Origin of the sequence: Micromonospora sp. MP36 (genome assembly GCF_008119785.1) — a bacterium.
Taxonomy (GTDB): domain Bacteria; phylum Actinomycetota; class Actinomycetes; order Mycobacteriales; family Micromonosporaceae; genus Micromonospora.
Genome location: NZ_VSFA01000261.1, coordinates 1 through 1,205 on the forward strand (window position 1 = coordinate 1; position 1,205 = coordinate 1,205).

The following is a 1,205-nucleotide window of genomic DNA, read 5'->3' on the forward strand; positions in this document are numbered from 1 at the left end:
TGTTCCGCACCGGGTTTGATGGAGATATCGAAACCTGGGAGGAACAGCAGCGATGCCTGCACCGAAGAAGTACCCCGATGAGTTGCGTGAGCGTGCGACTCGGTTGGCGGTCGAGGCCCGCCGGGATCCGGCTGCCGCGGTGGGAGCGATCCGGCGGATCGCCGGTCAGCTCGGGGTTCATCCGGAGGCGTTGCGCACGTGGGTGAAGAAGGCCGAGACCGACGCCGGGGAGCGGCCGGGCACTACCAGCAGCGACGCCGAACGCATCGCCGCCCTCGAACGGGAGGTGCGTGAGCTGCGGCGGGCGAACCAGATCCTGAAGTCCGCAGCGAGTTTCTTCGCGGCGGAGCTGGACCGTCCGTCGCGATGAAGGTCGACTTCGTCGACTCCCAGAAGGCCGAACACGGTGTCCAGCCGGTCCTGCGGGCGCTCGAAGACACGCCGGCACAGATCGCACCGTCGACCTACTACGCCGCCAAGACCCGCCCGGCCAGTACCCGCTGTCGGCGCGACGAGGAGCTGACCGCGATGATCGAGCGGATCCACGCGGAGAATTACGGCGTCTACGGCGCCCGCAAGGTCTGGCACGAGCTGCACCGACGCGGCGTGCGGGTGGCCCGGTGCACGGTCGAGCGGCTGATGCGTGAGTCCGGGCTGCGTGGGCTGCTGCGCGACAAGTCGCCGCGCACGACCCGCCCGGCAGCCGAGACCAGCCGCCCTGCTGACCTGGTCAGACGGGACTTCACCGCAGCGGGCCCGAACCAGCTGTGGGTCGCCGACCTGACCTACGTGCGCACCAGCGTGGGCTGGGTGTACGCCGCGTTCGTCCTCGACGTGTTCTCCCGCATGATCGTCGGCTGGCAGGTGTCCACGTCGCTGTACACAGATTTGGCTCTCGACGCGTTGAAGATGGCGATGTGGCGCCGCGAGAATCAAGGCGCTGACCTGGGCGGACTCGTCCATCATTCCGACCGCGGAGTCCAGTATCGAGCGATTCGCTACAGCCAGCGGCTGGCCGAGGCCGGCGCCGTCGCCTCCGTCGGTTCCAAGGGCGACTCGTACGACAATGCGATGGCCGAGGCCTTCAACTCCCTGTACAAGGCCGAACTCGTCCGCAACAAAGGCCCCTGGCGCGGACTCGACGACCTGGAGATGGCCACCGTCGAGTACATCGACTGGTACAACAACCGCCGCCTGCACGGCGA

At 67.7% G+C, this 1,205-nt stretch carries 1 pseudogene; it reads left to right on the plus strand.

Features of this window, described 5'->3' with window-relative positions:
• Nucleotides 1-52: 52 nt before the first annotated feature.
• A pseudogene (locus FXF52_RS41060) lies at nucleotides 53-1,205 on the plus strand (IS3 family transposase); the annotation flags it as partial.